This window comes from Myxococcus xanthus, assembly GCF_013116825.1.
In the GTDB taxonomy this organism is placed as follows: domain Bacteria; phylum Myxococcota; class Myxococcia; order Myxococcales; family Myxococcaceae; genus Myxococcus; species Myxococcus xanthus_B.
On record NZ_JABFNS010000054.1, the window covers coordinates 30,814 to 53,362 of the forward strand.

Consider the following 22,549-nt stretch of genomic DNA (forward strand, 5'->3'; position numbering starts at 1 on the left):
CACTGGCGCACGCGACGGGAGGATGCAGCACAAGCAACCAAGGAGGTTTGAGGAAACAAGAAGCGTCCGGGTAAGGTGCGCGACCGTCTTCCCATCAATTTCTCCGAGCACGACTTGTCCGAAGTCACCCTGAGCGGGATCAAGAAGTCGTTTGGCCAGAACCTCATCGTGAAGGGCGTGGACCTTCAGGTGGGTGAAGGTGAATTCCTGGTGATGGTCGGCCCGTCTGGTTGCGGGAAGACGACCTTGCTGCGACTCATCGCCGGCCTGGAACAGGTGGACGCGGGCGAGGTGCGCATTGGCGGCGCCCGGGTGAACGACGTTCCGCCTCGTGACCGCGATGTTGCAATGGTGTTCCAGTCCTATGCGCTCTACCCGCACATGACGGTGCGGGAGAATCTGGCCTTCGGCCTGACACTCCGGAAGTTCCCCGCCGCGGAGATTGCGTCGCGCGTGCAGGAGGTGGCCGGAATGTTGGAGCTGAGCCATCTCTTGGAGCGCAAGCCCAAGGCCCTGTCCGGCGGCCAACGCCAGCGCGTGGCCATGGGGCGAGCCATCGTCCGCCGCCCCAAGGTCTTCCTCTTCGACGAGCCCCTCTCCAACCTGGACACCGCGCTCCGGGTCCAGATGCGCGGCGAACTGGCGCGGCTCCACCGCCGGCTGGGCGCGACGATGATCTACGTCACCCACGACCAGGTGGAGGCCATGACGCTGGCCACCCGCGTGGCTGTCTTCAATGGCGGGATTCTCCAGCAGGTGGGCCCGCCGCTGGAGCTCTACAACCGCCCCGCCAACCAATTCGTCGCGGGGTTCCTCGGCTCCCCCTCGATGAACTTCCTGGAGGCGCGGCGCGAAGGGGCCCAGTTGACCGGCAAGGGCTTCACCCTGCCCTGTCCGGCGGACGTGACCACGGAGGAAGCCACGGTGCTGCTGGGCCTGCGTCCCCAGGATTTGCGCGTGGAGTCCCAGGGGCCTCTCACCGGCACCGTGGACGCGGTGGAGCGACTGGGCTTTGACGGGTACGCCTTCGTCAAAACGGAGGCCGGACTGGTGGCGGCTCGCTTCGACAAGGGCGTGAACGTCGCGGTGGGTGACAAGGTGCACCTGGCCCCCGTGGCGGACGCGCTGCACGTCTTCTCCAAGGACGGCGCGAAGGCGCTGCGCCATCCGGAGCAGCGCGCCACGATGGAGATCGCGTCGTGAGCCGGTGGCTCGGCCTGGCGCTGCTCGCCACGGCGCTGAGCGCGCACGCGGCGCCTGCGACGGAGAAGCCGCTGAAGCTGTGGCACGCGTACCGCGGCGGCGAGGAGATGGCGCTCATCCAGGCCACGGAGCTCTTCACCTCGAAGACGGGCGTCCAGGTGGAGCTGCTCGCCCTGCCCTATGACGCCTACGCGGCCAAGCTGACCAACGCCATTCCCCATGGCGTGGGCCCGGACGTCTTCATCTTCAACCACGAGCGGCTGCGCAACTTCCACGCGATGCATCTGGTGGCCCCCGCCAGCGGCCTGGCGCGCGAGGACTACTTCCCCAACGCCGTGGAGGCGCTGGAGGTGGATGGCCAGGTGTACGGCTATCCCTTGTCGCTCAAGTCGCTGGCGCTCTACGTCAACACAAAGCTCGTGCCCCAACCGCCAGAGACGACGGACGCGCTGCTGGCGATGCTGCCCGCGCTGTCGGACACGGGCGCGGGCCGCTTCGGTCTGGCCTACGAGAGCGGCGACTTCTACTTCCACGCGGGGTTCCTCTTCGGCTTCGGCGGCGAGCTGTTCGATGCAAACGGCCGCGCGAGCTTCGACACGGAGGGCATGGCCCGCTCGCTGGCCTTCGTGAAGGACCTGCAGGACCGGCGCTTCATCCCCCAGGAGGCCTCGGCCGCGCTGGTGAAGAGCCTCTTCAACGACGGCCGGGCCGCCATGCTCATCAGCGGACCGTGGTTCGCCGGGGAGATTGCCCCCAACGTGGACTACCGCGTGGTGGGGCTACCGGTGGTGAGCGCCACGGGAATCCCCATCCGCCCCTTCCTGGGCGTGGAGACGGCCTACGTATCCGCGCGCTCCGAGCGAGCGGAGCAGGCCCATGCGCTGGCGCGCTTCATCTCCCTGGGCGAGGCCTCGCGCGTGCGAGCCACGGTGGGCCGGCAGATTCCGGCGGACGTGGCCGCGTACACGCTTCCCGAGGTGCGGGAAGACACGCTCATCTCCTCCTTCCGCGAAGCCGCCCGCCACGCGACGCCCATGCCCAACACGCTGGAGATGGCGCGTGTCTGGGAGCCCATGAAGCTGGCGCTGCGCGCGGTGCTCCAGGGCGGCAGCGAGCCCCAGGACGCGGGCGCGCTGGCGGACCGGCGCTATCGAGCCCTGCACCGCGAGCGCCCGCCCGACGCCAGCCCCCTGCCCTGGCTGGGACTGGTGGGCGCCATGGCGCTGGGCGGCTCCGTCTGGGTGCTGCGGCGCCCGGCGTCGACGCTGCCCTTCAAGCGCCGTTACCCCGATGTGGCGCAGGCGGTGGCGTACATCACCCCCGCGGCGGCCGGCGTGGCGGTGCTGGTGTTCGTCCCCTTCGCGGTGGGCCTCAGCCTGTCGCTGTTCCACCACGAGGCGGGGGAATACGCCTTCGTGGGCCTGGCCAACTTCGTGGATATCCTGGCCAGCCGCGGCTACAGCATCACCGAGCCCCTCTCCTTCTACTTCACGCTGGCCGTGACGCTGCTGTGGGCGGTGGTCAACGTGGTGCTCCACGTCAGCATCGGCCTGTTCCTGGCGCTGCTGTTGAAGGATCCACTGCTGAAGCTGCGGGGGGTCTACCGGGTGCTGCTCATCATCCCCTGGGCCGTGCCCAACTACATCACCGCGCTCATGTGGAAGGGCATGTTCCACCGGCAGTTCGGCGCCATCAACGGCCTGCTGGTCGCCCTGGACCTGGAGCCAGTGAGCTGGTTCACCCGCTTCTCCACGGCCTTCGCGGCCAACGTGGCCACCAACACCTGGCTGGGCTTTCCCTTCATGATGGTGGTGGCGCTGGGCGCGCTCCAGTCCATCCCCCAGGAGCTCTACGAAGCCGCGGAGGTGGACGGCGCGAGCAAGTGGACGCAGTTCCGCCACATCACCCTGCCGCTGCTGAGGCCCGCCATGCTGCCGGCCATCATCCTGGGCAGTGTGTGGACCTTCAACATGTTCAACATCATCTACCTGGTGTCCGGCGGTGAGCCGGGCGGCGGCACCGACATCCTGGTGTCGGAGGCCTACCGTTGGGCCTTCCAGCGCAACGAGCAGTACGGCTTCGCGGCGGCGTACTCGGTCCTCATCTTCGTGGTGCTGCTGGTCTGGTCCGCCTTCACCAGGCGATTGATGCGGTCGTCCTCGGAGGTGATGGGATGAACCGCCCCTCGCGCTTGAAGATGGCCGCCATCCACGCCGGGCTGACGCTGCTGTGCATGGCCACGCTCTACCCGGTGCTCTGGGTGGTGAAGATGGCGCTGTCGCCCACGGACGGGCTGGCGCTCACCGCCAACCCCTTCCCCGAAACCGTCACGCTGGAGCACTTCCGGCAGGTGCTCTCCGGCACGGACGCGGCGGGGCGGTGGGTGTTCGGCCGGCAGCTCCTTGCGAGCATCGTCGTGGCGGGCGCCACCACGCTGGTGGGCCTGACGCTGGCGGTGTCCGCGGCCTACGCGCTGTCGCGCTTCCGCATCCCCGGCAAAGAAGGCGGGATGCAGGCGCTGCTCGTGACGCAGATGTTCCCGGCGACGCTGATGATGGTGCCCATCTACAGCATCCTCCAGAAGCTGCACCTGCTGGACAGCCTCACGGGGCTCGTCCTGGTCTACGCCACTACCGCCCTGCCCTTCTGCATCTGGAACCTCAAGGGCTACTTCGACACGCTGCCGCGCGAGCTGGAAGAAGCGGCGGTGATGGACGGCGCCTCCACCTTCCAGGTGTTCGTGCGCGTGGTGCTCCCGCTGGCCCGGCCCGCGCTGGCCGTGACGGCGCTCTTCTCCTTCATGACGGCGTGGAACGAGTTCATCCTCGCCGCCACGCTGCTCAATGACCCGGCCCGCTTCACCCTGCCCGTCGCGCTCCAGCGTTTCGTCGGCGAGCACAAGGTGGAGTGGGGCAAGTTCGCCGCGGGCGCGCTCATCGTCTCCGCGCCGGTCATGGCGTTGTTCTTCGCGCTTCAGAAACACCTCGTCGGCGGTTTGACCGCTGGCGGCGTCAAGGGGTGATGTCGATGTCGTCTCGCTGTCTCCGTGCCCTCGTCCTCGTCCTGCCTCTGCTGGTCGTCGCTTGTGATGGCGATTCAGACGGAGGACCTGTCCCCAGCGACAACGCGCCCGTCGTGCGGGAGGTCCAGCCTTCGGGCGGCCCGGTCGCGGGCCACACCCTCATCAACGTCTACGGCACCGGCTTCAAGGAAGGCGCGAAGCTCTACTTCGGCCAGCAGGAGGCCCTGCGGGTGGTGGTGGTCAACACCTACCGCATCTACGGCTACACCCCCACCGCCATCTCCGGCGTGGTGGACGTGCGCGTGGTGAACCCGGACAGCGCTCACGGCACCCTGGTGGGCGGCTTCACGTTCGAAGGCGCGCCGGTGGCGAACATCGAACAGGCCGAAGTGCTCAACGGCAACGTGGACGCGGTCAGCAACGGCCAGCCAGTGGGCACCACCGTGCGCGGCGCCGTCACCGTGACCGGCATCACCCGTGGCACCGGCCAGGGCGGCGGCACCCGCGCGCAGGTGGGCTTCGCCCTGGCGGACGCGGAGCTGCTCAACCCGGACAGCTACACCTGGGAAGAGGCCATCTATGAGGGTGACTCGGGCAGCCGCGAGGCGGACATCTACCAGGGCACCGTGCTGCTCCAGCCGACCATCGGCGGTGAGCGCCGTGAGTGGGTCGTCACCATGCGCTTCTCCATCGACAACGGCGCCACGTGGGTGATGGCGGACGGCGATGGCAGCGCCAACGGCGTGTCGGAGGACATGCTGCGGCGGGTGTTCATCTCCCGGCCGCGCGTGGACTACTGCAAGCTGGGCCCCGACAACAACCCCGGGCCGGTCAACGTCTTCTACCGGCCGGGCGACATCACGCGCGTGAAGGTGGCCGGTCAGGTGTACGCGGCAGGCATCACCCAGGGCGGTGGCGCGGGCTCGGGTCTGGTTGCGCAGCTTGGCTACGGTCCGGCGGACTCGGACCCGCGCAGCGACAGCGGCTGGACGTGGGTGAACGCCACGTACAAGACGGACCACGGCAACAACGACGAGTGGGAGGCAGACCTGCCCAACCCGGGCACCGTGGGCACCTGGCGCATCGCCTACCGCTTCAGCATTAGCGAGAACGTGTGGCGCTTCTGCGACGCGGACGGCGTCAACGACAGCGACGAGGGCAACCTGACCTTCAGCCTGTCCAAGCTGGGCACGCTCACCGTGGGTGACGAGGCGCCAAAGCCGGCGGTGGAGTGGTGCAAGATTGGCCTCGACCAGACAGCGCCAGAGGTCATCAACTACACGACGACGCAGACGTCGGGCCTGAAGACGGTGTACGCCCAGGTCAACCTGCCGGGCGTGACGGACCGCGAAGGCGCAGGGCCAGGCCTGGCGGGCCAGCTCGGCTGGGGTCCCGTGGGTGAGGACCCACGCACCTCGCCGCTATGGAACTGGTCGGCCCAGCTGACCTTCGACCAGGACAACTTCGAGGTGAATGACCAGTGGAAGGGCACGCTGCCCAACCCGGCCCTCAACGGCGAGTACCGCTACGCGATGCGCTTCAACCACGACGGTGGCCCCATCCGTGTGTGCGACGGCAACGGCGTAAACGACAGCGATCAGAACTTCGAGCTGGACCAGCTCGGCACGCTCAACGTGACGGGCCAGCCCGTCATCCCGCGCGTCATCGGTTACTGCAAACTGGGGCCGGATGGGAACAACTCGCCGCAGTCGCTGGCGTACACCACCGGGGACGCGGCCAGCCACGTCATCATCGCGTACGTCAACGTGGCGGGCCTCACCAACACCACCACGGGCGAAGTCGCGGACATCGTGGGCCAACTCGGCTGGGGACCCGCCGGTGAGGATGCGGCCACGTCCGACGAGTGGGACTGGACCACGACGGCCCAGTTCAAGGGCGACTTCTGGGCCAACGACGAGTACGAGGCCACGCTGCCCAACCCGGGCGTGGTCGGCAGCTACCGGTTCGCCTACCGCTTCCAGGTGAACGGCGGCGCGTTCATGTACTGCGACGCGGATGGCAACAGCAGCGGCCCGGACGGATTCAACGCGGACTTGACGGGCAGCCTGGCGGTGAGCGAGGCCCCGGGCCCCGAGCCGACGGACAGCTACTGCCGCCTGCAGAACGTGAGCGGAGCGACGGTGGGCAGCGGCGACATCGTCACCGTGGTGGGCCGGGTGCACATCCCGGGCGTCACCGCGGGCGAGGGCCCGGGCGCCAACGTCCAGGTGCAGGTGGGCGTGGGCGCCGCGGACGCCAACGCGTCCACCCAGGCGGACGCGTTCACATGGAAGGCCGCGGAGTACACCGGCGAGGCCGACGGCGAGGCGGACACGGATGAGTTCTCCACCACCGTGACGCCGGCCTACACCGGCGACCGCGCCGTCAGCCTGCGCTACACCACGGACGGCACCACGTGGACGTACTGCGACAAGGACGGCAGCAACGTGGGTGGGTACGCGCTGGGCCAGCAACACGCCCTCACGGTGGGCAACCACAGGGGGATTGACTACTGCAAGCTCCAGCACCCATTCGAAATCGCGGTGGACGCCATTGGCGGTGCTCGGACCGTCTACGGTCGGCTGTACCACGGAGGCGTCACCCCCGGAGGTGGCCAAGGCGTTGGCGTCGTCGCGGAGCTCGGCTACGGCCCCGCTAGCAGCGACCCGGGTATCTCGGGCTGGACATGGGTGGCTGCCAGCTACAACGGCGACTCGGGCGACGATGACGAATACGCCGCGAACCTGCCAGAGGGCGTGCCTGTCGGGATGTCCTACACGTACCGCTACTCCCATAACGGCGGTCCGCACTGCTTCGGCGATTGGCAACCCGGCGGCGGCGAACCAGGCGGCTCAGCCAACGGCGTGTCGCCGAACACTCTCGGCACGGTCATCCCGTAGCCACATGGCCAGCCCACTGGCCGCCCGGATGCCCACCAGGCCCCGGGCGGCCTTGCGGAATGATCGGACCTGCTGAAGCGTATGCTTGACAGTGTCGGATGAGGCCGATAAAAGCCCGCCTCACCGAAGCGCGGCGGACGCCTGACGGGCGGATAGCTCAGCGGTAGAGCGGCGCCCTTACAAGGCGATGGTCACAGGTTCAATCCCTGTTCCGCCCACTGTTGTACCGATGTGGGGAGTTAGTTCAGTTGGTTAGAACGCCGGCCTGTCACGCCGGAGGCCACGGGTTCAAGTCCCGTACTCCTCGCCACAAAGAAGGGCCCGGAACCGAGAGGTTCCGGGCCCTTCGCCTTTTAGTGAGAGGCTCGGTTTTTGGCCCTGCCCCTCGCAGTCCCATCTGGGGAGTTAGTTCAGTTGGTTAGAACGCCGGCCTGTCACGCCGGAGGCCACGGGTTCAAGTCCCGTACTCCTCGCCACAAAGAAGGGCCCGGAACCGAGAGGTTCCGGGCCTTTCGCTTTTCTGGCTGCCCTCGCATGCGCCCTCTGCGTGCCCCACCAGCGTCGGTGGCCAAAGCGGCGTGGAGGCGGATGATGGGCCGGAACCCGGTGAGCGCCGCGACACTGGCCCGTGGCTCCCCTTGGTGCGCCAGCTGTGGGGTCCGAACTGGACGACGGCGGGTTCAATCGGTCGTCGCAACACTCCAAGAAGGAGATGTCGCGATGGGCGCAAGAGGACGTCGGCGGCGCGTACGACAACGCGATGCGCGAGAGATTCTTCGCCAAGCTCGATTGCGAACTGCTCGCACGCCGCCGCTTCACGTCGCACGCAGAGGCGCGGATGGCCGTCTTCCGCTTCATCGAGGGCTGGCACAATCCGCTCCGGCGCCACGCCGCGCTCGACTACGAGTCACCCGCTGGTCACGAGAAGAAGCACCGCGCTGCCGTTTCGAGGGCGAAAGCGCGGAACGCGCTGCGGAACCGGGACAACTTCAGTCCGAGCAGGCGCCATCAACGCAGATTCCAGACAGGCCCCCCCTTCAACCCATCCTGCGTGCCCGGTGTTCACGCCACCGCGCGAGGTCCCAGGCGAGCGCGAATGCCTCAAGAGCGCGGCAAGGCACGGTGACATCGGATGGCCACATCAGAGCGAAACGGAAATGGATGCGATTTCGCGCATCGCGCGGCGCCCCGGAAGGACTCACGGACCGCTCCCGCGGAGGAGACGCTCCCCTCCCCTCTCCTTCGCAAACACCGCTACCTGGCGCTCGGCGCCGGACAACGGCAACCGGTACGCCCGCGAGGACACGACGCGCAGTTGCCGCTCCGCTGCGCGCGCCGCCGCCTTGATGAACGCGACCATCTTCCCCACCATGTCCGCCAACGTGACGCCCAGCGACTGGCACCCAGTCACCCGTGAAGGCGCGCGCGAGTGCCGTGCCTACTCGTAGCGCGGGTCGTCGGACACGCTGCGCGTGGACTGCCGCACGACAATGCAGCCGGCGGCGCCGCAGTCCTGATGTCGGTTACCACCCCCGGCGGCAGCCGTTCGGGTTCCCGGCCACTCCGGGCCCCATGTCGCATCTCACATGCATCCCGTTTTGGATACGCTAGGAACTCTGGCCGACTCACCAGGAATCATTGGATGACCACCACCCGTCGTGACCTGTTCAAGTTCGGTGCGCTCGCCGCTGCCTCCGCCGCCCTGCCGGGTTGGGCAAAGCCGTCCAAGCCCATCAAACGCGCGGCGAAACCGCTGAACATCCTGATCCTCGGCGGCACCGGTTTCACCGGACCGTTCCAGGTCAACTACGCACTGGCGCGCGGGCACAAGGTGACGCTGTTCAACCGCGGCAAGCGCCCATCACCGGAATGGCCGAGCGCGGTCGAGCAGCTGTTCGGAGACCGCAATACCGGCGACCTCAAGTCGCTGCAAGGTCGCAAGTGGGATGTGTGCATCGACAACCCCACCAGCCTGCCGTTCTGGGTGCGCGATGCCGGCAAGGTGCTCAAGGGCAACGTCGGGCATTACCTCTTCGTCTCGACGATTTCCGTCTATGCCGACGGCAGCAAGCAGGGCATCACCGAGGACGCGCCGCTGGCGGTGTATGCGGGCAAGGACGCGATGGCCGAAACGCAGGACTCACTGAGAGCGGACATCGAGCACCTGTACGGCCCGCTCAAGGCGTTGAGTGAGGCCGAAGCGCGCAAGCAGTTCGGCAAGCGCGTCACCATCGTCCGGCCTGGCTACATCGTCGGCCCACGCGACGAAACCGATCGCTTCACTTACTGGCCGCACCGCGTGGCGCAGGGCGGCGAGATGCTCGTGCCCGGCGATGGCTCCGACCCGATGCAGATCATCGACGGCCGCGACCTGGGCGAGTGGATGATCCGCCTTGCTGAAGCGGGCACGCTTGGCACGTTCAACGCTGTCGGCCCGGCGAAACCGCTGAGCACCACGGCCATGCTGAAAGGCTGCGAGCGGGTCACCGGCAAGAAGCCGACGTACACGAATGTGTCGCCGGAATTCCTTGAGGAGAAGAAGGTCGAGCTGCCGATCTGGGTGTCATCAAAGAGCGGGCCCTATGCGGGCTACGGAGCGGTCAGCAATGCCCGGGCGATGGCGGCCGGGCTCACCTACCGCCCCTTCGACACCACGGTGACCGATCTGCTTGCATGGTTCCGCAGCCAGCCGGCCGAGCGCCAGGCAACGCTGCGTGCCGGCATCACGCGGGAGCAGGAAGCGGCGCTGCTGAAGGAGTGGCACGCCAAGCGCTGAAGCACGGGGTGGTGGCGCATTCCAGCCCGAGCCACATGGACTGCGTCCCCAGGTTGTCTCCATCCCCGATGTCGAACGCTCCCCATGCACCTATGTCGAGCGGCTGCGCATCCGTGCCGGACGTGCCCCCCGGCTGTTCGGAAGGAAGGCCTCGGTCAACCTCGATGAAAAGGAGCGCCTGCCCGTCCTACTCCAGGACCTGCACGCTCGCACTCCATTCACCGGGGGAATGCGGCTGGGTGATGGATACATCCACGGCTTCGAGCTTCCCGAGCCCATACGGGAGGTGAGAAGGCACACCGCGCACACCGCCATCTGCTGGCACGAGGTCCACGAGCTGCGCTTCCAGAAAGGTTGCCTGACGGGAACTGGCCGTGGAGACGAACGTGCCTGGAACCCCGGCCTGGAGCGAAGACCTCCAGCGCCGGCTCAGGTGTCTCTTCCACCTCGACTACGGTGGGCTGATGCAGCCTCGTGTCCTCCGGTCAGCAAGGCCCCGTCACGGACGCTCGGACGCTCTGCTCACCGCGCGGGCCTGGCCCCGCGCAATGCGCCTACCTTCGAAGTGGATGATGTGTCGGCGGAGGCTCCTCTGCGACGAGTCATTCTGACTCCAAGGAGGGTTGAGCTCACCCCACACGGTCAGGTAGACGGCAGATCCCCTTTGATTCGGAGGAACCTTGTTCAAGTCGATGATCCTGGCGGTTGCGGTGTTGGGACTGACGGCATGTGGCAGCGATGACTCGGAGCAGAGCGCCGAGTGCAAGAAGTACCTGGCCTGCATCAAGGCCACGACCCCCGAGATTCAGGCCACCGCCGAAGTGACCTACGGCGCCGACGGTTCCTGCTGGAACTCCGACGAGACGGCCAGGGTCTGCACTGCCGCGTGCACCGACGGCCTGACGCAGCTCCGGGGCCACCACCCCGACGAGTCCGCCTGCAAGTAGGACGGAGCCCTGTAAGGGCACACTGGCCGCGCACACGTTGCGCGGCCAGGTGCAGGACAACACCCGCGGCCTGGGCTGGCCCTCGTGCCGGGGCCCACCTCGCACATGCCGTCGGCAAGCCCAGGTGTTCCAGAATTGCCCGCCCCCACCGGGGGCCCCCTTCACGTACGCCAAGCCCCTTGAGCCTGTCTCCAGACCTCACACAGGCGTACACGTCGAAGTCGAACATCCTCCTGAGCAACTCTGCGTAAGTCCACTGGCGGTGTCCTCTCCTTCAGCCGCTCATTCCTGGCCGCTGCCTCATGCCCCGCGCTCGCCTCCTGCGCACCTGCTTGAGGGAGCGCATCTCCACCACTACCGACGCCGCCATGTCGCTGAAGATGCTCTCCGAGCGCATGGCCGAGGTGGTGCGCTCCTACCGCGCCTGAGCCACACGTCGGTCCGGACCAGCGAGAAGCCCGCTGGCGATTCGCGTCGCGGAGGCTCCGTCACGGCGCGAGTTGCTCGACGGAGGGCGCGTGTGAAATGCGGATGGCGGGGTTGTCCACGACATCGTCGTTCTTCACGCGGGTGCCCACGATGACCTGATACGGCGGTTCGTCCATGACGGGAGCGCGGCCGTAGACGATGAAGTAGCGTCCGTTCGCATACGCGACGTTCCCGAAGAGGAGTTGCCGGTTCGCAGGGCCCTTGGAGATGGCGAAGCCGTTGCGATCACGGACGTCCCCATTCCGTTTCACCCGTGCAGCGCGAACACGGGCGGTGTCCGCCGTCAGGGCGCTCCAGGAGACGAGCACCTCGTCACCCTCGGAGGCAACCTTGGGCGAGCGCTCCGTCGTGCTCGCGGTGGAGATGCGGATGCCCGAAGGGTCCAGGACGTTCGCAGACCCGCGCTGCAAGCGGGTGCCGTAGATGTCTGCCGAGCCTGAGCGTGAGTCGCTCCACGCAACGAAGAAGCCATACTTCGTCGCTGTCACGGACTGGTAGTTCTGATTGCCCGGCGCGGCGGAGATGATGAAGCCATTTGGGTCGAGCACCGAACCATTGGCGCGGACCCTGGCGGCAAAAATGTCATAGCTGCCATATCGCGTATCCGTCCATCCGACGAGGTACTGATCTTCTGACCATGCCACGGAGATGCCAGAGGAGAACTCAGTGCTCTGGGAGCGGGAGATGACCACTTCCTGGACATCCAGGCCTGGTTTTCCCGTGTCGAAGGTGACTCCACGAACCTCACGGGACACCGTGAGTCCAGAAGCAATCCAAGCCACCAGGCACTTGCGTTTGTGGCAGGCAATGCCGGGGGAGCCCACGGCAATGTAGTCGGTGGGTGTGAAGAGGGTGATAGGGTCTCCGGCGAGCGTGCCATCCCGGTTGACTCGGGTAAGGAAGACGGATCTCTCCCCGGTCCAGATGACCAGGAACTGCCGTCCATCGAATGCGGTGGCGTGATAGTAGGCGTCCGGGCGGAGGTTGGGGTTGAGGTCGATGGCGTCGGGGTCCAGCAGCCGGCCGTTCACCGACACGCGCGCGGCAACAAGCTTGCCTGCACGACTCCAGTCCGACCAAGCGACGAAGAACTGATTCCCGTCCTCGGCCACCTGGGCGTTGTTCGCGAAGGTCGGTATCGACCAGTTCGGGAGAGGCCCTTGCCCCCCATTACCGTGAAGCCCGAGCTCGACCTCCCCCTGCGCGCTCCGGTCTTCTAAAGCGGATTCCGGTTCACCGCCACACGAGACGGCCAGGAACGCTCCGAGCAGCACTCCTCTCCATGTCCGCAGGCTCATTGTCTTCCATTGCATGCTTCGCTCCCCCTCAATCGCAATGCGGCGACAGGTTCCATGGCTCGGGACTGACGGGCAACACCATGTGGGCCATGACGAACGCGAGTGGACATCTGCGACAGACGTCAACGTTCTTGCGTTACACCTTGAACGAATGAGAGGGACTCACGCCGCATGGGCAGCCGCGAGCCATGGCCATGGCTCGCCCATGTCGCCATGGATCATCCGACACAGCCTTCGCACCAAAGAACAGCAACAACGAACTGACAACATCAAAAACAATTACACCCACACAGAAACCGCCATTGCCCCCCCCCTGTTATGAAGACTCGAACTGAAGGGAGCTCACCACCTACGACGTCGCTTCGACGATGCACCATCCCTGGTGCAACGGCGTTTCAACGTCCACGCTCAACCTCACGTACCTGGGTGCCACGGGGGCCGCCACCCTTTATGGCTGGCATCCCCATGCAAACAATGGGGACTGCCGCTACCCGGCGGCGCACACCAATGACGATACTGCTGCGCTTCAGAGGGGACAGTCGTTCCTCATTCCCTTCGCGGTGACCACGAACTTCGCGGAGGGGTGCTTCCTGGTGGGCAACGGCTCGACCGCCGCTCACATCCGCTACGGTGATGGCATGGCAGGCGCTGTGCTCGCGTCAGCGACGAGCGTCGTCGACACGGGGGTTCAGTGTGGCGTCAACTCCTCGTACACTTGGCACCGCGCCAACTTCCCGGGCGTTGCGACGTTCGCGAACAGCGTGTTCACGGTGGTCTTCGGCAATGGCACGCAGACGCTCCGCATGACCATCAACATTGGAAATCCATACACCAGTGGAAACATGTGGGACTCATGTGGCGGCGGGCGCAGCCTGTCTCCTTGTGATGGGCGGGTCCGGATGGGGCGCCTGGGCCCTCCGTGAGCTGAACGAACGGCGGGGCCGAGGTCCATGCCCCCTCCGGTGGAGCGGCGAGGGCGCTCCGCGCCCTCCTCGCGCCTCAGGTGTGGCGCCAGCCGAGTAATGCTCCCCTCCGATGGACAGGCCGCGCAGCCCCTCCTGAGCGGCGCGGCCATCGCACTACCTCATCTACGAGGGCCAGCGCCACGACCTCACGCACGACCCTGACGCGGAGAAGGTCATTGGAGACATCGTGGCCTGGGTGGAGGCCCACGTCCCGCCGAGCGCGCCCCCTGACAATGGGAGCGGTCGCGGGACACCAGCCTCCCCCTGAAACCGCCCAACCACAGCGCATCATCAGTACCGCGAGCGGCTGTTGATGATGACCTGCGTATTGATCCAGGAACGGAACTCAGAGACCCGGGCATAGACACCAGGCAAGCCCGCCCTCGCGCAGCCCACGCCGAAGCTCGTGATTCCGTAGAGCACGTATCCGCCACCGGCCTGAGCGACCAACGGCCCTCCGCTGTCCCCCTGGCAACTATCCTTCCCCCCTGACATGTACCCAGCCCCGAGCATCACAGAGGGATCGATGGTCATGCCTGCTTTCTTGTACGCAGTCTTCAGGGTCTCAGCGTTCACGGCGGGAACCCACACCTGCATCAAGATGGAGGATGTATCGTATTCCCCCTCTCTGGTATGCCCCCAGCCTGCGGTCACCATCATCGTGCCATCCGGGACATCCGCACCCACCGACGAGAGCCCCACAGGGTTGAGCGACGTTTCAGCCAACGGGGACTGCGCGATCAGGTTGGGACGCATGACAACACTGCTCTTGCCGCACGGAGCACCGCTCACCGAGAACGAATCCTCCGGGAGACACACAGGCTGCACCATGGAGGTGAACTTGATGGGCTTGTCGAGCACGACAACCGCGACATCGTTCGCCATCGTATCCGGGTCGTACGCTGGATGGTAGGCAGTCTTTCTCGCGGCGACAACCTGCTGCGAGGACGACGGGCGATTGAAATCATGAGCCCCAGCGACGACAGTCAATCCGGATGTTCCGTCGTAGACGCAATGGGCAGCCGTGACCACGATATCGCTCTCCTCCTTGTTGCCAACCCTGATGAGAGAGCCACCGCAGAAGTGATTGTTGTATTGCTGCAGGCTGACAATCCACGGATGACTCCCAGGACGTGCCTCGACCCCTCCCACAATCGCCTGGTCCATGCGACCCGTCGCTTCGGCGTCCTGCCTCTCCAGCTCCGGACCACCACATCCCAACAGGCTGACCGCGACAATCACTCCACTCACGAAGCGCAATGCGCCCTCATTGCTCATACGACACATGCCAACAGCAAGCCACATGCCATGACTCAACCAAAAGAATCCCGAGCGCATTCGACTCACGGCGCGCCGTTGACACGTCAGCGAGCTCTCGCAGAGACGGGATGACGCGTCAGCCGTCCATTCGTCGTGCTGCGCGGGCCGAAGAGCCGGCCAGCAGGTCAGCAAGAGCTGGTCTGCCCCCCGATTTTCGGACCAGTTGAAGCGTGAGAGAGTCCTCGCGGCCTGGGGTGGCCCTCGTGCCGGGGCCCACCTCGCACTTCCCGTGGGCATGCCCAGGTGCTCCTGAATTGCCCGCACCCCGGGGCCCCCTTCACGTACGCCAAGACCCTTGAGCCTGCCTCCACTCCTCACGCAGACGAACGTATGTGGCCATGGAGGTCTCACGAGAAGCTGATTCCTATCGCGACGGGGCACGGCCAAGACTTACCCGGAACACGCACACGTCTGGATTGGCGCGGACGCGGAAGCATCTGGCGCCCGCGAGGAAGCCCCATGCCGGGCGGAAGTGTAGACACGCTGCGACTGTCCTGGACCGCTGACCCGTGTCTGCTCACGGCGCCAGGGATACTCCGTTCCACTCGAGGTTCTCCATGCGTTTATTGCGCCGTTTCACTGCCCTGCTGCTCCTGCCGCTCGCCTTTGGCTGTGGTCAGGAAGGTCTCCCCGAAAACGAAACCGAGTCGCTCTCCTCGCGAGCTGACCCGTTCACCATCATCCGGGAGACGGTCCAGAATGCGTGCGGCAACGCGGGCACCACTCCGCAGATCTTCAGCAATACGCTGATGAGCCCCGCGGCCCTCAATGTCGGCGGCGGCGCACCCGCGAATTGGAATCCCGAGAGTGGCCGCATGAGCCGCGGTGGCATCGAATACGTCTCCGCCAATGGCCTCCGCTTCGAGCTCGTTACTGACAAGTGCACTTACATCAAAGAGGTCAAAGTCGGCTCGCGCGTCGTGACGCCGACGTATACCGATGGCTATTGGTATTCCGCCCAGGACTCCTCTTACCCACCCGCGGACCCCAGCCGTTACGGCTACAACTTGTGGATATTCTTCCCCTATCTGGGAGATGGCTCCACGAACCAGGTCACCATCACCGTGGGGCGCACCTCCGGCAGCGGCACCGCGACGTACAGCTTCCCGATGGTGCAAGTCGATAGCGTCGAGGCGAGCTACGTCCCCGCCCCCATCGGTTTCTCTCGTGCCGAGCTGTGGAACATGTTCGGCAAGGCGCTCTACACGAAGTTCAATGGCGCTACGAATTCGACCGTCCTCACGTCGTCGGACGGCTCCACGCGCCGCATTTACGGCTACGACCCGAATAGCCTCCAGATCTCCGTCACCTCGAATGGCGTGGGCTTCTCGTTCAAATTCAAAACGGATATCAACAATTGGTGCGACCCGACGATTCGCGCCTATGGCACCTTCAAGCTGAATGCGAACTTCTCCGGCATTTCGGTGCACTGGGTGAATGCGCCCCAGGCGAGCCTCGATTGGCCGCTCCTGTGTCAGGCGGTTCAGGTCGTTCCCATTCTCGGCCTCATTCCCACCCTCATCTACGACATCATCGAGAGCGAGGCGGCGAACAGCATTACTTCCACCATCGAAAGTTCCATCATCGATTCGCTGCCGGAGACGACAGACGTGCAGCTGTTCCTCGATGGCTCGACGACGCGCAACAACGAACTGCTCGTCAATCTCAAGCTGCCGGCGCCCTCCATCAAGATCAACGTCCCGTACGACGCGTTCGACATGAACCGGAGCGCGACGCTCTTCCCCTCGGGCGAAAACCTGACGCTGCTCGCGAGCGGCTTGGGCGTGAATGACTACGTCGCCGGTGTGACGCCCCAGACGACGCTCTACTCGGGCCCCAATGGCGTTCCGCGCTACGGCTCCACCACGTGGCCGAATGCACAGACGTTGAGCCGTGCGACCAACCCCGTTTGGAATGGCCTGCCCATCGCCCGCCTGCTGGCGCGCATGTCGCCGACGGTCGTCTCCACGTCGACGTACCAGTACACGCCGGGCTGTACGTTCAAGGCGAACAACAAGTCCGGCCGAGCGTCCGTGCGCTTCGGTGTGAATGACACGGCCACGGATGCGCAGCGCCTTCGCGGCATCTTCGGCGCCGCCCCAGGCTACTCGCTGCGGGTCGTCTTCCTGAACGACTTCAGCACCTCGAGCGCGGATAACGCTTCCCGCTGCGGTGTCACGACGTATAGCCCCACCTATGGCTCGGATTGGCCCGTCCTGGCGAATCCGTAGTTTCCCTGTTGGATGGGAGTGGGCGTGCCCCGATTCCGTGGACAGGCCGCTTGAGCCCCCTTGGGGTACACGCCTGCCCAGACCGCGCTCCCTTCAGGTGCGTACCAGGGGCCTGGTCCTCTTCGCGCCTCTTGAGCCTCAACACCACGCGTTCTGGGGTGGCCCTCGTGCCGGGGCCCACCTCGCACTTCCCGTGGGCAAGCCCTGGTGCCCCAGAATTGCCCACACCCCGCGGGCCCCTCACGTACGCCAAGCCCCTTGAGCCTGCCTCCACACCTCGCGCAGGCGAACATGTCGAAGTCGAACGTCCTCCTGAGCAACTCTGCGAAAGTCCACTCGCGGTGTCCTCTTCTTCATCCGCTCCTTCCTGGCCGCTGCCTCAAGCCCCGCGCCCGCCTCCAGCGCACCTGCTTGAGGGAGCGTGCGCACGCAGGGCGGAGGGCCCCTGACGTTCACATGTCAGGAGGGCCTGCTGTGGCTCACCTGCGAAGGGGACGTGAAGGACCACGTGCTGCGACAGGGCGACACCCCGCACCTGACGAGCGCCGGACACGTGATGGTCCAGGCACTGAGCGCCTCTCGCTTCTGCCTGGCACAACGTGCCTCCCGTGTGCGCGCCGTGCACACCGCCGGCCCAGGGATACGAGGCCCCTGTCCGGTAGGCAGTACAAGGCCCCCCGAACGCCCCCGATGCCATGAACGGAGACGGAGACCGCCGCCGCTTCGCGCGCGTGCGGCCCCCGGCTGCGCAGGCGTGGACCAGCGCCAACGTATGAACTGGCCAACGGTTCGCCCCCAGTTCGGACAAACGCCCGCCGCAATTGAATACCTTGCCTGAACAGCAGAGCACCATTCCGGGTGAAGTCAGCCCCAAGGAGGACTTGCATGAAGCCGCAGGGGGGAATCCCACACATCGCTGTCGCGGTCATGGGCCTTTTCATGATGGACACAGGCATGTCCCACGCCCAGGAAGTGCAGCGGCGGGGAAGCACCAGCTACATGCCCGTGGACCAGACGGAGCCCTTCGCTGACGTCATGGCGCGGATGAAGGCGGAGAAGCCCAAAATCACCGCGCGCCACCAGCAGCTCCTCGAACACCGCTATGACCTGGGAAACCGTCCGGCCCGGGGCGTCACCATGTCCCGGGGGAAAGCCGTCCAGGAAGGCGTGCGGGTGAAGCTCCCGCAGGGCGTGACCTGGGAGTCCCTCGCCGCCATGAGCCCGGAGGCGATCCGAGACAGGGGGCTCTTCCCCGCGGGCTTCATGCCATTGCCCCACCCGAATCATCCGGAAGGCGGCATGGTCTTCCCCAAGTTCCACATCGATGAAATCAAGCGGCAGGAAGGGAGGGACCTCACACGGTTCGACCTCGACTTCGACCTGCCGGACCACCTGCTGCCGGAGTTCCCGCCGCCCATCTTCCTCACCACGCGCCCGGACCTGGGGGATGTCTCGCAAGGGAAGCTGGTGACCATCATGAACGTCCAGGAGCTGTTCAACGGCCTCCTGAATCCGAAGCAACTGGAAGGCCTCCGGCTGCTCGTCACGCCCTTTCCCCAGCAGCAGTTCAATCAGACCGCCGACCGCCGCTCCGAGCTGCCCAGCCGGGGCGTGAGCTGCTTCGACTGTCACGTCAACGGCCACTCCAATGGCGCCACGCACCTGGTGGGCGACATCCGGCCCCAGGAGTTCCGCCACCGCATCGATACGCCGACGCTCCGCGGGGTGAACATCCAGCGCCTGTTCGGCTCACAGCGGGCCCTGAAGACCGTGGAGGACTTCACCGAGTTCGAGCAGCGCGGGGCGTACTTCGATGGCGACCCGGTCATCGCGACGAAGAAAGGGGTCAACATCCTCGAGCGGGGCAGCCAGGTACACTTCATGGCGGAGGTCCAGGCCCTCCTCGATTTCCCGCCGGCCCCCAAGCTCCGCTTCGACGGGAAGCTGGACCCGAAGAAGGCCACCCAGCAGGAGATGCGCGGACAGACGCTCTTCTTCGGCAAGGCGCAGTGCTCCGTGTGCCACCTCCCGCCGTATTACACAGACAACCTGATGCACAACCTGCAGGCGGAGCGCTTCTACAAGCCCCGGCTGGTGAACGGCGCGGTGATGGGCGCCGATGGCCCCATCAAGACGTTCCCTCTGCGAGGCATCAAGGACTCTCCGCCCTACCTCCATGATGGGCGGCTCATGACGCTGGACGACACGGTGGAGTTCTTCAACCTCGTGCTGGAGACCCGGCTCACCACGCAGGAGAAGAAGGACCTGGTCGCGTTCATGCGCACGCTCTGACGCGCGCGCGGCAAGCCTGCCTCCGGCGCATGAGCGGCCCCCTTCCGCCGAGCCACACGCGGCTGGGCGGGAGGGCGCCGCGAGACTCCGCCGATCCAGCACGAATCCCCGCTCTCCCATTCGTCAGGGGCGCGGCACATCCTTGAAGCCCACCGCACGCTCCCGAGGAGAGGTCGTGGCTCACGAACACCACGCCCACCCCGTGTCTGGCTTTGGCGCGGACCGCGCCCCCCCCACGATGACGCCCAGATGTCCATCAGCCTCGCTGACAGCGACGCCCTCTACTAGCTGGGCGTCAGCGCGCTCACCGCCCAGCTCGACGGACAGGACACGGCGTCACTGATTCACGTGGGCTCCCCCAAGCAGGCAGGGAGCCCGCACGATAGGGCTATGAAATGACGAGGGTCAGAAGGTGGGTGCGGTAGGTGTCGTCGTGACCAGCCTGCCGCACGCGCCTGGGCAGGATGGCCTTGAACGAGGTGTCAGCCTTCAGGACGGCAAGGGCTGCACGGCGTACCACGGCGAGGTTCTGAACGCATAAGGGGGAGGGAGGGTGCAGAGGTGCCGAGGAGGGCCGCTGACGGGGCGGCCCGAGTGATGCTCCCGTCCGGCGGACAGGCCGCTTGAGCCCCCTTGGGGTACACGCCTGCCCAGACCGCGCTCCCATCAGCTGCGTAGCAGGGGCCTGGACCTCTTAGCGCCTCTTGAGCCTCAACACCACGCGGCCTGGGCTGGCCCTCGTGCCGGGGCCAGGCTATCGGTCTGGTTGCCATGGCAGCGGATGTGCCACGCCCCCCTGGAAGGGAAAACCCATGGATCGCCGTGGGTTACGAAACGCCCCAGGTTGTGGTGTCACGTGGGTCGGGAAGAATTACCGACACCCGGCGAGGCCCTGACGACTGCTTTCACTCCGCTGTCACGCGTTGATGGAAGACATTTTCCCGAGGCGGGGCACGTGGCTTCCCATTCCACACCGTGTGTGCGCGGCACGCGGATTGAAGTCATGTTGGAGGCAAGACAATTGAGTTCACACAACGGGCCCAGCAGACAGGGAGCCTGCGGATGAGGAAGGCAGCGGGGGCGGTGGTGGCGGCGTTCGCGTTGGGCACGGGGGTGATGACCTGGCTGGGTGTGGCCCTCGCGGCCCAGACAGAGGCCGCCGCGCTGGGGCTGATGGGGCTGGCCCTCAACGCGAGCAGCGCGCTGGTGAGCGGCAAGACGTCGGAGGAGACGACGCGGGGCATGGCGAACCAGTCCTGAGCCCCGCCTGGGGTGGAAGCATCCACCACGGCCGCAGACGGCGGGATGCGAGGGCTCGGCGCACGCCTCGCATTCCGCCTGCGGACAGCGGCCATGGCGCGCCCTACCCGCCATGCGCCTCGCGCATGAGGCCCGGGTCCAGGCCGCGCGCTTCACCCCATAGGCCTCGCGCATCCTCACCGAGCAACCTCACGATGAGCGCCGCTCGGGAATGGACCGCGAAGCGCCGGTAAAGGGACTTCGTGTACTGATTCACCGTGAAGCGGCTGATTCCGAGCCGGGCCGCGATTTGTTTGTCACCCAGGCCCGCAAGGACCAGCTCGAGCGTCTGGCGCTCACGCCGGGACAGTCGAGCCTCGTGGCCCACCGGCGCGGGTGGCCTTGACGTGCCGAGCAGGGCTCCCCACTCGGTGTGGAACAGGTGGAGCAGCTCGCGATCCGCCTCATCGAAGGGCCGCCCGCTTCGTCCACGGTAGACGCCAATGCACTGCACCACGCCCGGCGGCGTGGACCAGAGAGTCGAATACACCGAGTCGTCGAGCGCAGCCGGGCGCAGATAGCGCTCGACGTACGGCGCGCCCTCCCAGGCCCGGTCCCCCACGAGCTCCTGTCGCAGCGCGGTGACGACGTCGCCCGGCATCGCGGGACGAGACATCATCGAGCGGATGGCGGGGTTGACGTCGCTCCCCATCGTCCGGAGCGCATCGAGCGCGGGCCGCGCGCGGCCCTCCCATCCTTCCAGGACCATGGCCGTGAAGACGCGACGTCCGCCCTGTCTGACGTCGTGCTCCAGGACGCAGGCCCCCGCCTCGGCCCCCAGGATGCGGAACACGCCCGTGAGCAGATGCCGGGCGCGCTCCCCTCGTCCTTCCCGCTGCTCGCGCGACGCACGGACCAGGCGAACCAGGGCGTGAACCTGCGAGCTTCGGAGTCTGCCTTCGGCCATCGAATCCCCTATCGCCACCTAATGATAATTGCCTAGTTTTAGTGAATTTCAAGTTTCCATCGACTCTGCCCAGATGGGCCCGCAGCATCCCACTGAAGGAGAGAGGCACATGAAAAGGCAGCTCAAGCAGGCGCTCCTCGCGACGGCGTTCACCCTTCCCCTGGCGGCGCTCGCCAGCTCCGTCCCCGCGAGCAGCGGCAGGCCCGCCATCTGGGGCGATGGTCCCTGCTTCTTGATGACCAACAGCACCATGTACAACAGCTGCTCGACGCGTCGGTCCTATGAGCTCCCGCTGCCGTTGAGCACCGCAGGCAGCAAGACGGTGCACGTCACCGCCTCTGGCGCCACGTCATCGAACAACGTGGGCTGCGCGGCGGTGGGGGTGAATCGCGAGGCCACCCTGATCTGGGGAGGGACGCGCAAGTGGCTCCCAGCCTTTGGCTCGGCACAAATCATCACCCTGACCGACGCCTATGTTCCCGTCGCGGGATTCCTCTACGTCGGCTGTCTGGTGGATCCGGGCGCGACCATCAACACCGTCGAGTACAACGGCTAACGCTCGCCGCACGAATCCATGATGGATGGAGCAGGGTCCCCGCGTACGCGTGGGGGCCCTGATTCAAAGACATGACACGAAATGGACTGTGGCTTTGCGCGGTCATCCTTTCGGGAGCACTGTCCTACGGGGTGTCTCGCCTCACGCTCGACAACGCGACTCCGGCACGTGAGTCCGATGCGCACGCGGCGGAGTTGCGGGCATTGAGGTCCCAGGTGCGCGAGCTCGAAGCCTCCGTCGAGTCCTCCGCGCGAGTGGCACACGAAGCACACCTGACGGCGCAGGCGGCACGGGTCGCGAATCTACGCCCGGACGCCCCCGCCGCTCCAGCGGCTCCCTCCGCC

At 66.2% G+C, this 22,549-nt stretch carries 18 protein-coding genes, 3 tRNA genes and 1 pseudogene; 18 read left to right on the forward strand and 4 right to left on the reverse strand.

All coding sequences use genetic code 11. From position 1 onward, the window contains the following. Positions 1 to 114: 114 nt before the first annotated feature. From HNV26_RS17675 to HNV26_RS17710, 8 genes and pseudogenes are all read left to right on the forward strand, one after another. A complete protein-coding gene (locus tag HNV26_RS17675) occupies positions 115 to 1,203 on the forward strand; it encodes an ABC transporter ATP-binding protein (protein ID WP_171442627.1) in 1,089 nt (362 codons plus the stop codon). After that, positions 1,200 to 3,380 (forward strand): extracellular solute-binding protein, encoded by a 2,181-nt coding sequence (locus HNV26_RS17680; RefSeq protein WP_171442604.1) that lies wholly within the window; start codon positions 1,200 to 1,202, stop codon positions 3,378 to 3,380. Before HNV26_RS17675 ends, HNV26_RS17680 begins: the two co-directional genes overlap by 4 nt. Then, entirely contained in the window at positions 3,377 to 4,225 is an 849-nt protein-coding gene (locus tag HNV26_RS17685) for a sugar ABC transporter permease (RefSeq protein ID WP_171442603.1), read from the forward strand. The genes HNV26_RS17680 and HNV26_RS17685 overlap by 4 nt, the downstream gene beginning before the upstream one ends. A 5-nt stretch (positions 4,226 to 4,230) precedes the next feature. After that, on the forward strand, positions 4,231 to 7,125 hold the full coding sequence (locus tag HNV26_RS17690) for an IPT/TIG domain-containing protein (protein WP_253816714.1): 2,895 nt from the start codon (positions 4,231 to 4,233) through the stop codon (positions 7,123 to 7,125). A 146-nt stretch (positions 7,126 to 7,271) separates the two neighbouring features. Next, positions 7,272 to 7,343, forward strand: a tRNA-Val gene (locus tag HNV26_RS17695). A 15-nt stretch (positions 7,344 to 7,358) separates the two neighbouring features. Continuing rightward, positions 7,359 to 7,435: transfer RNA gene (locus HNV26_RS17700), tRNA-Asp, on the forward strand. Positions 7,436 to 7,524: 89 nt separating this feature from the next. Continuing rightward, positions 7,525 to 7,601 (forward strand) — tRNA-Asp (locus HNV26_RS17705). Between the two features lie 176 nt (positions 7,602 to 7,777). Further along, positions 7,778 to 8,068, forward strand: a pseudogene (locus tag HNV26_RS17710) (integrase core domain-containing protein); the annotation flags it as partial. A gap of 255 nt (positions 8,069 to 8,323) precedes the next feature. Here the strand turns inward: HNV26_RS17710 and HNV26_RS17715 are convergent. Then, positions 8,324 to 8,536 (reverse strand): hypothetical protein, encoded by a 213-nt coding sequence (locus HNV26_RS17715; RefSeq protein WP_253816715.1) that lies wholly within the window; start codon positions 8,534 to 8,536, stop codon positions 8,324 to 8,326. 231 nt (positions 8,537 to 8,767) lie between these two features. Between HNV26_RS17715 and HNV26_RS17720 the strand changes: the two genes are divergently transcribed. The 3 genes from HNV26_RS17720 (at position 8,768) to HNV26_RS38995 (ending at position 11,276) form a co-directional block, all read left to right on the forward strand. After that, positions 8,768 to 9,901 carry an NAD-dependent epimerase/dehydratase family protein gene (locus HNV26_RS17720; protein ID WP_171442601.1) on the forward strand — a complete coding sequence of 378 codons (1,134 nt, stop codon included), beginning with the start codon at positions 8,768 to 8,770 and terminating at the stop codon, positions 9,899 to 9,901. A 680-nt stretch (positions 9,902 to 10,581) separates the two neighbouring features. Further along, positions 10,582 to 10,848, forward strand: coding sequence for a hypothetical protein (locus tag HNV26_RS17725; protein WP_140865355.1), 267 nt, complete (start codon positions 10,582 to 10,584; stop codon positions 10,846 to 10,848). Positions 10,849 to 11,150: 302 nt separating this feature from the next. Beyond that, positions 11,151 to 11,276 carry a hypothetical protein gene (locus HNV26_RS38995; RefSeq protein WP_301338482.1) on the forward strand — a complete coding sequence of 42 codons (126 nt, stop codon included), beginning with the start codon at positions 11,151 to 11,153 and terminating at the stop codon, positions 11,274 to 11,276. A gap of 60 nt (positions 11,277 to 11,336) precedes the next feature. Here HNV26_RS38995 and HNV26_RS17730 read toward each other — a convergent pair whose 3' ends face one another. Further along, a complete protein-coding gene (locus HNV26_RS17730) occupies positions 11,337 to 12,374 on the reverse strand; it encodes a hypothetical protein (RefSeq protein WP_366816893.1) in 1,038 nt (345 codons plus the stop codon). A gap of 629 nt (positions 12,375 to 13,003) precedes the next feature. Between HNV26_RS17730 and HNV26_RS17735 the strand changes: the two genes are divergently transcribed. Next, positions 13,004 to 13,558 (forward strand): hypothetical protein, encoded by a 555-nt coding sequence (locus tag HNV26_RS17735; protein ID WP_253816716.1) that lies wholly within the window; start codon positions 13,004 to 13,006, stop codon positions 13,556 to 13,558. Positions 13,559 to 13,891: 333 nt separating this feature from the next. On the opposite strand, the gene HNV26_RS17740 is transcribed toward HNV26_RS17735, so the two are convergent. Further along, positions 13,892 to 14,917, reverse strand: a complete 1,026-nt coding sequence (locus HNV26_RS17740; protein WP_171442600.1) for a serine protease — start codon at positions 14,915 to 14,917, stop codon at positions 13,892 to 13,894. A gap of 560 nt (positions 14,918 to 15,477) precedes the next feature. Here HNV26_RS17740 and HNV26_RS17745 point away from each other — a divergent pair. The 4 genes from HNV26_RS17745 (at position 15,478) to HNV26_RS17760 (ending at position 20,703) form a co-directional block, all read left to right on the forward strand. Beyond that, positions 15,478 to 17,151 (forward strand): hypothetical protein, encoded by a 1,674-nt coding sequence (locus HNV26_RS17745; RefSeq protein ID WP_171442599.1) that lies wholly within the window; start codon positions 15,478 to 15,480, stop codon positions 17,149 to 17,151. A gap of 496 nt (positions 17,152 to 17,647) precedes the next feature. Continuing rightward, on the forward strand, positions 17,648 to 17,989 hold the full coding sequence (locus tag HNV26_RS38460) for a hypothetical protein (RefSeq protein WP_366816894.1): 342 nt from the start codon (positions 17,648 to 17,650) through the stop codon (positions 17,987 to 17,989). Between the two features lie 116 nt (positions 17,990 to 18,105). Next, positions 18,106 to 19,443 (forward strand): cytochrome B6, encoded by a 1,338-nt coding sequence (locus HNV26_RS17755; protein ID WP_253816717.1) that lies wholly within the window; start codon positions 18,106 to 18,108, stop codon positions 19,441 to 19,443. A gap of 1,062 nt (positions 19,444 to 20,505) precedes the next feature. Further along, positions 20,506 to 20,703, forward strand: a complete 198-nt coding sequence (locus HNV26_RS17760; RefSeq protein WP_171442597.1) for a hypothetical protein — start codon at positions 20,506 to 20,508, stop codon at positions 20,701 to 20,703. Positions 20,704 to 20,806: 103 nt separating this feature from the next. Here HNV26_RS17760 and HNV26_RS17765 read toward each other — a convergent pair whose 3' ends face one another. Further along, positions 20,807 to 21,649: a helix-turn-helix transcriptional regulator gene (locus tag HNV26_RS17765; RefSeq protein WP_171442596.1), complete on the reverse strand. Its 843-nt coding sequence runs from the start codon at positions 21,647 to 21,649 to the stop codon at positions 20,807 to 20,809. A gap of 109 nt (positions 21,650 to 21,758) precedes the next feature. On the opposite strand from HNV26_RS17765, the gene HNV26_RS17770 reads away from it, so the two are divergent. Then, a complete protein-coding gene (locus HNV26_RS17770; RefSeq protein ID WP_141259139.1) occupies positions 21,759 to 22,205 on the forward strand; it encodes a hypothetical protein in 447 nt (148 codons plus the stop codon). A 71-nt stretch (positions 22,206 to 22,276) separates the two neighbouring features. After that, positions 22,277 to 22,549: hypothetical protein (locus HNV26_RS37920; RefSeq protein WP_216612452.1), on the forward strand; the 273-nt coding region annotated here is incomplete at its 3' end.